The sequence below is a fragment of the Massilia mucilaginosa genome (assembly GCF_011682145.1).
Lineage (GTDB): Bacteria > Pseudomonadota > Gammaproteobacteria > Burkholderiales > Burkholderiaceae_D > Telluria_A > Telluria_A mucilaginosa.
In genome coordinates this window covers 26,165-35,989 of record NZ_WHJH01000062.1, presented here as the reverse complement: position 1 = coordinate 35,989, position 9,825 = coordinate 26,165, and the positions used below count along the sequence as shown (strand labels likewise).

Sequence of the window (9,825 nt, the reverse complement as noted above, 5' to 3'; positions counted from 1 at the left end):
TTGCGCCCTATAGAACCGAGCACATCAATCGGTATGGCGATTACACCTTAGACTTGGAAAGAAAGCTGCCGCCAATGAACTACAAAACCAAGATTCTTCAATAATTCAGTCACTTACAGCTCAATTTTGGTATTTTTACACGGATCCCGGCCGACCCTCGAATAGTCCGATGAGCAATGTTCCTTAAACATACCGCGCGGTCGGTATGATAGAATCCCGACTTCGATTGATGAAGCGGAGTTCCACCATGACAGCCTGGTTTTCCTATCTCGCCCTGGCCGGCGCCATTGTCTGCGAGGTGATCGGCACCACCTTCCTCGGCAAGTCCGAGCAGTTCAGCAAAATGCTGCCGACCGGGCTGATGGCGCTGTTCTACGCCGGCTCCTTCTACCTGCTGTCGCTGGCGCTCAAGCATGTTCCGCTGGGCGTGGCGTATGCCATCTGGGGCGGGGTGGGAATCGTGCTGACGGCGCTCATCGGCGTGATCGTGTTCAAGCAGCGCCTGGATCCGGTGGCGATCATCGGCATCGGCCTGATCGTGACCGGCGTGGTGCTGGTGCAGGCGTTCTCGACATCGGCGGCGCATTGAACGCCCCGACCCGGAAGAAGGCGCCCGAGCGGGTGCGCAGCGCCTTGCTCGCCTGCGCCGCGAAGATTGCCGTGGAAGAGGGGCTGGCCGGGGTCACCGTGCAGGCCGTGGCGCAGTCCGCCGGGGTGAGCAAGGGAGGCCTGTTCCACCATTTCGCCAACAAGCAGGCGCTGGTCGAGAGCATGTTCGACGACATGATCGCGCGCCTCGACGCGGGCCTGGACGCCTGCCTGGCCGGCGACGATGGCGCGTACGGCTGTTTTACGCGCGCCTACGTGCGCATGGTGTTCGACGAGCCGCCGCCGGCATCGGATAATCCGTGGAGCGTGGCCTTGCCGGTGTCGCTGATCGCCGATCCCGCGCTCAAGCAGCGCTGGGACGCGTGGCTGGCGCGGCGGCTGTCGGTCCACGCCGCTACCGACGCCGCGCCGCTGCTGGGCGTGGTGCGGCTGGCCGCCGATGGCGCCTGGTTCGACTGGCTGCTGGCGCGCGGCGAGCGGCCGGCGTATTTTCCACAGGTGCGCGCCCAATTGCTGGCGCTGGCCGCATCGCCGAAAATAGTTCCTTTCGGCATGCTTGCGCAGGGTGACGCGAGATAGAATACGACTGTTTTTCTACTGGTATAGGAGTCGATTCGATGATCTTGCGTTGCGCCGCAGTATGCATGTTGTCGTTGATGCTGGCCCGTCCGGCACTGGCAAGCGATATTTCCGGTGTGCGGATCGGCAGCACGCTGTCCGAAGCGAGCCTGGCCATCAAGAGCGCCAACAACGCGTTTGCGATCAAACCGTTCAAGATTGTTGAACGCGAGTTGACGGGGCTGTCGGCGACGCGGGGAAACCGGGACCCCGATAGCGAGGAAGGCGCCGCCGACGAGTTCATCGTGTTGCAGAACGCCGCTGGCAAGGTCTGGTTCGTCGCGCGCTATCAGCGCATGGTTCCCGGTTCGCGGGTGAGCCTTGACGCGTTGCTGGGCTCGCTGACGCAGAAGTTCGGCGAGCCGACCTTGCGCCCGGAGCCCGGACCCCGCGGCTGGAGCTTGTATTCCTGGGACACCGACCGCGAAGGCAAGCGCGTCAAGGGGGCGGACGGGAACATCCCGTGCAAGTCCATCGCACTGGAGGGCACGCCGCTCGCGGGGGGGCGCCTGAGGGCGCCAAGCAGCATTCCTCACAACTGCGGGATGCGGGTGATGCTCACCGACGTGTTTGAGCGTGACGGTATGGTCAACCGCTTCATTTTGACCGTCATCGACGTCAAGACGGCCTCCGATGACATCGAGCGCGCGCGGCGGCGGCACGAGGCGGACATCGCGCGTGAGCGCAAGAGCGGCATCAAGCCGCAGATCTGAGCTGCCAGCCGGTCACCGCCGCGACACCGTGCGCCTTATGCCCAGCGTGTTGTATAGACAATGTTTTAGTGGCAGACTAGCGGTCTCTCGTCCATGGATATCTTATGAAAAAAGTCTTGTTCTCCCTGACCATGTGCTGCGCCGCTGTCCAGTCGATGGCGCAAGCGCCGGCCGGCTTGCCTGCCGCACCGTCCGCCGAGACCGCTGCCCAGGCTGTCAAGTCCGACACGTTCTTGCTGAAATCGGCCGTGCTGTCCGAAACCCGCCGCATCAATGTATTCGCGCCGGCCGGTCATGGCGGCAAGGAGTCCGCTGCGCTGCCGGTGCTGTACATGCCCGACGGCGGCCAGGCTGAAGATTTTCCGCACGTCGCGCAGACGGTGCAGGCGCTGGTGGCCGCGGGGCGCATGATGCCGGTGCTGCTGGTGGGAATCGAAAACACCGAACGCCGGCGCGACCTGACCGGTCCGACCACGGTCGAGCGCGACAAGAAGATCGCCGCGCGCGTGGGCGGCTCGGCGGCGTTCCGCCAGTTCATCCGCAGCGAGCTGATGCCGTACATTGCCGCGCACTACCGCGTCACGGCCGACAAAGGGATCGTGGGCGAATCGCTGGCCGGCCTGTTCATCGTCGAAACCTTGCTGGTCGAGCCGGACCTGTTCGACCGCTACGTGGCGATCAGCCCCAGCCTGTGGTGGAACGATGAAGCGCTGGTGCGCGCGGCGGACGCCAGCATCAAGGCGCTGCCGGCCCGGCAGAAGAAGATTTTCCTGACCTCGGCCGATGAAGACAATATCGTCCCCGGCACGGCGCGCCTGGCGGCGTCGCTGCTGGCGCATGCGCCGGCCGGCGTGAGCTTGAGCTTCAAGCCGATGCCGAAGGAGCGCCACGAGACGATTTACCGCGCCAGCGAAGCGGTGGCGCTGGAAACGGTGTACGGGCCGGCCGGCGCAGGCGCCATCGGCGCCGGCGCGGGCAAGGCGCCCGGCGCCGCCCAGTAAGCGGACTGATCTTTTCCCCGGAGCGGCGCCATCGCGGCGCTGCGGGCATGCGCGCAGCGCCGCGATGGCGGCGAATTGTCACCTGTTCTCTCCGTTATACAACGGATTTCATTTTCGTAGTGCAACACGTTTGACATCTCCGCGCGCTCGCGCCTATCCTTGCTGCATGGGCTCGCGTTGAGGCGCGCGTCCACCCGTTTCAAGCCCCAGCATGACCGGGCGCCCCTGCCGGCCCCAACCTCGCCGGCGGAGTTTGCCGCACGTTTGACCTGATCCTCGTCTGACTCTTCGCTCAAGATGTACCTGGTGCGGCTGTCCTTGCGCGTCCAGTAACCTTACGGAAAACTCAAGATGCCTTCTATCGTCAAGCACCGCATTGCCCTCTCTTTCGCCAGCCTGCTGGCGTGCGCCTCCCAGGCATCGGCCCAGGCCACCGACAGCGCCGCGCCCGCACCCGCCGCCGCGCCGGCCACCACCATGACCGCCAACGTCACCCTGGTCTCGCAATACATCTCGCGCGGCTTTCGCCAGACCTGGGGCAAGCCGGCCCTGCAAGGCGGCTTCGACCTGGGCCATCCGAGCGGCTGGTCGGCCGGGGTCTGGATGTCGACCGTCAGCAACCGCTATGTCGAGGACGGCACGCTCGAAATCGACCTGTACGGCGGCTACAGCGGCAGCGCCGGGCCGATCGGCTACAGCGCGCTGGTGTATTACTACAAATACCCGGGCGCCGAGTACCGCGCCACCGCCACCACCTACGACTACGGCGAACTGTCGCTGGGCATGACCTACAAATTTTTCTATGCCAAGTACAACAGCACCTACACCAAGGAATTTTTCGGCATCACCAATGCGCGCGGCACCGGCTACCTGGACATCGGCGCCAATGTCGACCTCGGTTCCGGCTATACCCTCAACCTGCACGCGGGCGACGGCCGGGTCCATGGCGCCGGCAACGATATCTGGAACTGGCGCGATCTCAAAGTGGGCGTGAGCAAGGCCTTCGACGGCGGCTGGGCGATGTCGGGCGCGTACACCAAGGCGCGCGGCGCCACCAATGCCTATGACGCGTACACGCTCGGCATTCCCGATTCGTCCGGGAAGATCCCGGTGTCGAATCCGGCCGTCGGCACCTTCGTGGTGGCGCTGACCAAGACATTTTGATGTTCGATACACCGACAGAGGATAAAAAGACCATGGCAGCATTCGGAACAGGGCTTTCACTCAATAGCAAGATTTGCGTCGCCGCCACCGCGCTGGTGGTGCTCAGCCTGGCCGTCACGGCGGTCGTGATCGGCGTGAAAAGCAGCGCCAGCGCGGAAGCGGCGGCCATGGAACTGGCGCGCACGTCCTCGCGCGAGGTGGTCGGCGCCTTGCAGAGCCGGCTGTCGACCAATCTGGCCAGTGTGATCAGCCTGGGATCGGCCATGCGCGCGACCAAGGCCGTCAGCCAGCCCTTGCAGCGCGAGCAGATCAACGAGTTGACCAAGGCTACCCTGCTGGGAACCGAGGACCTGATCGGCGCGGCGGTGACTTTCGAGCCGAACGAACTTGACGGCAAGGATGCCGAGTTCGCCGACAAGAAGCCGCACTTCGACGCTACCGGGCGGTTCATGCCGTATTTCACGCGCGACGCCAAGAACGAGGTGCATATCGAACCGATCGTGTTCGGCACCGCCGCCGGCGCGAATGACTGGTACGACATTCCCAAGCGCAGCGGCAAGGTCTATTTCACGGAGCCGTACGTGTATCCGGTGGCGGGCAAGGATGTGCTGATGGCCTCGCTGGTGGCGCCGATCATCGTTGACGGCAAGTTCAAGGGCACGGCCAGCGCCGACTTCATGCTGCCGCGCCTGACCGCCATCCTGGCGAGCCTGAAAGTGATCGAGGGCGGCAAACTGTCGCTCATTTCAAATGGCGGCCTGTACGCCAGTCATCCCGTCGCGGAGCGCCTGGGCAAGCCGGCCGACGATTTGCCGGCGGCCGCGCTCGAGCGCATCAAGCAAGGCCAGGCCTACGAATTCGATGATGGCCGTGGCAATATCCGCCTGCTGCAACCGCTCGCTATCCATGCCGATATCGCGCCGTGGAGCGTGGAGCTGAGCTTTCCCAAGGCCGTGGCGACCGCGCCGGCGCGCGAACTGCTGCTCTACACCCTGATCGTGGCGCTGGTGTGCGCCCTGGCCACTGGCGGCATCCTGGTGCTGGTGGTCTCGCGCCTGACCCGTCCGCTGCGCACCCTGGGCGAGACGATGACCAACCTGTCCTCGGGCGAGGCCGACCTGCGGGTGCGGCTGGACGTGCGCGGCAAGGATGAGCTGGCGGTGATCGGGGAGGGCTTCAACGCCTTTGTCACCAAGATTCATGCGGTGCTGGTGCAGGTGCACGAGAGCGCCGACAACGTGGCCCAGTCGAGCGCGGAAATCGCGCACGGCAATAACGACTTGTCGGCGCGCACCGAGCAGCAGGCCAGTTCGCTGGAAGAAACGGCGGCCTCGATCGAGCAGCTGACCGCCACCGTGCGCGACAATGCCGAGAACGCCAAGCAGGCCAACCAGCTGGCGGCATCGGCCTCGGACGTGGCGCGCAAGAGCGGGGCGGCGGTGTCGCAGGTGATCGCCACCATGACATCGATCAACGAATCGTCCAACAAGATCGTCGACATCATCAGCGTGATCGATGGAATCGCTTTCCAGACCAATATCCTGGCCTTGAACGCGGCGGTGGAAGCGGCGCGCGCCGGCGAGCAGGGTCGCGGCTTCGCGGTGGTGGCGTCGGAAGTGCGCAACCTGGCCCAGCGCAGCGCGGCGGCCGCCAAGGAGATCAAAGCCCTGATCGACGATTCGGTGGGCAAGGTGGCGATCGGCAGCCGCCAGGTCGACGAGGCCGGCAGCACGATGGAGCAGGTGGTCGCCAGCGTGGGCCGGGTCAATGCCATCATCGCGGAAATTACGGTCGCTACCGGCGAGCAAAGCCAGGGCATATCGCAGGTCAACCAGGCGATTGCCGAGATGGATGGCGTGACCCAGCAAAACGCGGCACTGGTGGAAGAAGCCGCCGCCGCCGCCGAAAGCCTGCAGTTCCAGGCCTCGCAGCTGGCCAGGGCGGTCAATGTGTTCAAGCTGGACGACCGCACCCACAGCGCGGCGCACCAGACGGTGGCGCGCTCCACGCCGTCGTCGACCATGGCCCGGCCCGGCGCCCGGCCCGCGCTGGCCAAGCCGGCCAAGCCGGCCAAGCCGGCGAGCACGCCCGCCACCGAGGAATGGGACGAGTTCTGAGGTCCTGCCGGCACAGCGCAGCGGCCTGTTGCGCGCCGCTGCGCCCAACCCATCTGGGACAGCAGCGCCGGCACATCAATCAGCGCAGCGCGCGCGGCCGGCAAGCGGCCACGCGCGCTCAGCGCACAAATGCACGGCTGCGCAGTTCGCGGCGCAGCTCCTGCGCCACCTGCTGGCGCATCTCTTCTCCGACAAAGCCGCCGATCTCCACCTTGACGCCGCGCGATTCGAGCGCGATCAGGCTGCGCTTGCGGTCGGGCATGGCGATGCGCGTCCAGCACGCTTCCAGGCGGATCCGCTCGACCTTGCCCGCCTCGACCCGCTCCACGATCAGCCCTCCCTCGCTGAACGCCACGGTTTCGCAGTCGCCCGCATGGCGCGCGTAGTGCAGCAGCGCCGCCGCCAGCACGCCGATGTCGAGCAGCGCGAAGACAAACACGAACCAGGCGCCATGCAGCGCAAAGGCGAGGGCGATCGCGATCAGAACCCCGCACAGCGAACCGTACGCCACGCCAACCTGGCGCGGCGACATCGAACAATTCTTCTTCAACAGCCATTCCTGTTTCATGCTGGCGCCATGCGCTGTGGTCGTTGAGGTGTCATTTGATCTGCGGCGGCGTCCCGAAGGTGTGGAAGGGGGCGGGACTGGGCACCGTCCATTCCAGCCCTTCGGCGCCATCCCAGGGCTTGGCCGCCGCCTTCTCGCCGCCGCGCACGGTCGGCAGCACGATGGCGAACAGCCAGTAAGCCTGCGTCAGCCCGAACAGCAAGGAAGCGACCGAAGTGAGCATGTGAAAGTCGGCGAACTGGGTGGCATAGTCGGCATAGCGGCGCGGCATGCCGGCCAGCCCCAGGAAATGCATGGGAAAGAAGGTGACGTTGACCCACACCAGCGAATTCCAGAAGTGAAATTTGGCGCGCCCCTCGTTGTACATGTGCCCGGTCCATTTCGGCACCCAGTAGTAGAAGCCGGCGAACAGGCAGAACAGCGATCCGGCCACCAGCACGTAATGAAAATGGGCAACGACGTAATAGGTGTCGTGCACCTGGATATCGATCGGCACCACCGCCAGCAGCACGCCGGACAGGCCGCCGATGGTGAACACCCAGATGAAGCCGATCGCGAACAGCATCGGCGTTTCCAGGGTCAGCGAGCCGCGCCACATGGTGGCGATCCAGTTGAACACCTTCACGCCGGTCGGCACCGCCACCAGCATGGTGGCGTACATGAAGAACAGCTGGGCCGTAACCGGCATGCCGGTGGTGAACATGTGGTGCGCCCAGACGATGAACGAGAGGATCGCAATGGCGGCGGTGGCGTACACCATCGAGGCGTAGCCGAACAGGCTCTTGCGCGCAAAGGCGGGAATGACCTGCGATATGATGCCGAAGCCGGGCAGGATCATGATGTACACCTCGGGATGGCCGAAGAACCAGAAGAGGTGCTGGTACAGGACCGGATCACCGCCCCCGGCCGCGTTGAAGAAGGTGGTGCCGAAGTGGCGGTCGGTGAGCATCATGGTCACGGCGGCGGCCAGCACCGGCATGACGGCGATGAGCAGGTAGGCGGTGATCAGCCAGGTCCAGCAGAAGATCGGCATCTTCATCAAGGTCATGCCCGGGGCGCGCATGTTGAGGATGGTGGTGATGATGTTAATCGCGCCCATGATCGACGAGGCGCCCATCAGGTGGATGGCGAAGATGGCCAGGTCCATCCCGGGACCCATTTGCAGCGACAGCGGCGGATACATGGTCCAGCCCGACGCGGTGGCGCCGCCGGCGCTGAAAAAGGCGGCCAGCAGCAGCACGGCGGCCGGCGGCAGCAGCCAGAACGAAAAATTGTTCATGCGCGCGAACGCCATGTCGGAGGCGCCGATCTGGAGCGGGATCATCCAGTTGGCGAAGCCGACGAAGGCCGGCATGATGGCGCCGAACACCATCACCAGCCCGTGCACGGTGACGAACTGGTTGTACAGCTCGGGATAGAAGAATTGCAGCCCCGGCTGGAACAGTTCGAGCCGGATCAGCAGGGCCAGCACGCCGCCGGCCATGAACATGGCCAGCGAAAACCACAGGTACAGGGTGCCGATATCCTTGTGGTTGGTCGCGTACAGCCAGCGCCGCCAGCCGTGCGGATGGCTGTGCCGTTCGTCGTGGGCCAGCGCGTCCTGGCCGGGAAGGATGCTCGCGCTCATCGGTTCTCCGTGCGTCGATCTCACGGATGACTATAGCGAGGCCCGTCCGCCACACGATTGCGCGCCCTGCGCCACTTGGCGGGCGTCAAACGGCCGCGTTTTCAGGGGAACTCTGGGCCGCGCATGGCGGCGTCATGCGTGCACGCCGTCCCGCCTGTCAGGCGCCCGGACCCAGCCGCGCGGTCGCGCCTTCCACCACGGCGGCGGAAAACACGCGCCGCTCGGGGCAGCCGCCGCTTGAGCAGATCAGTCCGGTCAGCATGGCGCTGGCCGCCAGCGTCATGGTCTGCACCGGCTGGCGCAGGGTGGTCAGGTTGTAGCTGAGCCAGCCGGCCGGCGCCATGCCGTCGAAGCCGGTCACCGACAATTGGCCCGGCACGTCGAGGCCGAGGTCGTGGCGCGCCGTGTCGAGGCAGCCGATGGCCATGATGTCGTTGCCGCACATGACCGCGTCCGGCAGGCCGCCCAGGCCGGCGATGATCTCGCGCAGCCCGCGCCCGCCGCTGGCGTAGTCGTAGTCGCCGCTGACGATCAGCGGCGCGGCCAGTCCCAGTTCGGCCAGGCGCCCGGCCACCCCGTGCTTGCGGTCCTGGGCGATGGCCGAGTCGTGCGGGCCGTCGATCATGGCGAAGCGCTTGTGGCCGGCGGCGGCCAGGCGCGACACCAGCAGGCGCGCCCCTTCCACCTGGTCGCACACGACCGCGTTGACTGCGCCTTCGCGCAGGGTGCGGTTGAACAGCACGAAGGGAATCCGGCGCCGCTCGAATTCGGCCGCCTGCTCATGGCTCAGGGTGGCGGCCAGCACCGCGCCGTCGACCTGGTGCTGCCAGATGTCGGCCAGGGTGGCGCCGATGTCGCCTTCGCGCGCCAGCGAAAACAGCAGCACGCGCATGCCGTGCTGGCCGAATTGCCGGCTCAGCTCGGACAGGATCTGCGGATAGTGCAGGGTGACGATGTCCGACAGCACCACCGCGATCAGGTTCGAGCGGCGCGTGATCAGGCTGCGCGCGGCGGCGTTGGGCGTGTAGTCGAGGTCGGCGGCAGCCTGCATCACGCGCGCAAAGGTGGCTTTCGACACGCTGGCGCCCGGCTTGAAGCAGCGCGACACGGCCGATTGCGACACCCCGGCCGCGCTGGCCACGTCGTAGGACGTGACGCGGCGCGCTTCGCTGTGGATCAGCTGCTTGACGTCGGCAATGCTGGGGCAGTGCGGTGGCGTGTGGGTCATCTAGTTCTTCTGGGTAACAATCCTTGGCGGATTGCCCAGTGTAGCCCATCACGTTTCTATGTGGCAATACGTTACTGCTGAGAACTGCGGCCGCGCCGGAATCGCGGTTTTTCAGTTGCGCCGCGACGACATTGCAGGCAGGATGCCCGCTGGCGGCACCGTCTGGTATAATGCCGCCCC

Annotated in this window: 9 protein-coding genes; 6 read left to right on the top strand and 3 right to left on the bottom strand. The window is 65.5% G+C overall.

Annotated features, from left to right (window positions below):
* Positions 1-229: 229 nt before the first annotated feature.
* From F2P45_RS29670 to F2P45_RS29645, 6 genes are all read left to right on the top strand, one after another.
* On the top strand, positions 230-589 hold the full coding sequence (locus F2P45_RS29670; RefSeq protein WP_441295252.1) for a DMT family transporter: 360 nt from the start codon (positions 230-232) through the stop codon (positions 587-589).
* Complete coding sequence (locus F2P45_RS29665; RefSeq protein WP_166881819.1) at positions 586-1,188, top strand: TetR/AcrR family transcriptional regulator; 603 nt, start codon at positions 586-588, stop codon at positions 1,186-1,188. Before F2P45_RS29670 ends, F2P45_RS29665 begins: the two co-directional genes overlap by 4 nt.
* A 65-nt stretch (positions 1,189-1,253) precedes the next feature.
* Positions 1,254-1,940 carry a hypothetical protein gene (locus F2P45_RS29660; RefSeq protein ID WP_166881818.1) on the top strand — a complete coding sequence of 229 codons (687 nt, stop codon included), beginning with the start codon at positions 1,254-1,256 and terminating at the stop codon, positions 1,938-1,940.
* A gap of 104 nt (positions 1,941-2,044) precedes the next feature.
* Complete coding sequence (locus tag F2P45_RS29655) at positions 2,045-2,941, top strand: alpha/beta hydrolase (RefSeq protein ID WP_223164853.1); 897 nt, start codon at positions 2,045-2,047, stop codon at positions 2,939-2,941.
* 351 nt (positions 2,942-3,292) lie between these two features.
* Complete coding sequence (locus F2P45_RS29650) at positions 3,293-4,105, top strand: TorF family putative porin (RefSeq protein WP_166881817.1); 813 nt, start codon at positions 3,293-3,295, stop codon at positions 4,103-4,105.
* A gap of 32 nt (positions 4,106-4,137) precedes the next feature.
* On the top strand, positions 4,138-6,222 hold the full coding sequence (locus tag F2P45_RS29645) for a methyl-accepting chemotaxis protein (RefSeq protein WP_166881816.1): 2,085 nt from the start codon (positions 4,138-4,140) through the stop codon (positions 6,220-6,222).
* Positions 6,223-6,340: 118 nt separating this feature from the next.
* Here the strand turns inward: F2P45_RS29645 and F2P45_RS29640 are convergent, their stop codons facing one another.
* The 3 genes from F2P45_RS29640 to F2P45_RS29630 all read right to left on the bottom strand — a co-directional run bounded on the left by F2P45_RS29640 (position 6,341) and on the right by F2P45_RS29630 (position 9,645).
* Positions 6,341-6,790 (bottom strand): DUF2244 domain-containing protein, encoded by a 450-nt coding sequence (locus F2P45_RS29640; protein WP_166881815.1) that lies wholly within the window; start codon positions 6,788-6,790, stop codon positions 6,341-6,343.
* Between the two features lie 31 nt (positions 6,791-6,821).
* Positions 6,822-8,417 carry a cytochrome c oxidase subunit I gene (ctaD, locus tag F2P45_RS29635; RefSeq protein WP_166881814.1) on the bottom strand — a complete coding sequence of 532 codons (1,596 nt, stop codon included), beginning with the start codon at positions 8,415-8,417 and terminating at the stop codon, positions 6,822-6,824.
* Between the two features lie 157 nt (positions 8,418-8,574).
* Complete coding sequence (locus F2P45_RS29630) at positions 8,575-9,645, bottom strand: LacI family DNA-binding transcriptional regulator (RefSeq protein WP_166881813.1); 1,071 nt, start codon at positions 9,643-9,645, stop codon at positions 8,575-8,577.
* Positions 9,646-9,825 lie beyond the last annotated feature (180 nt).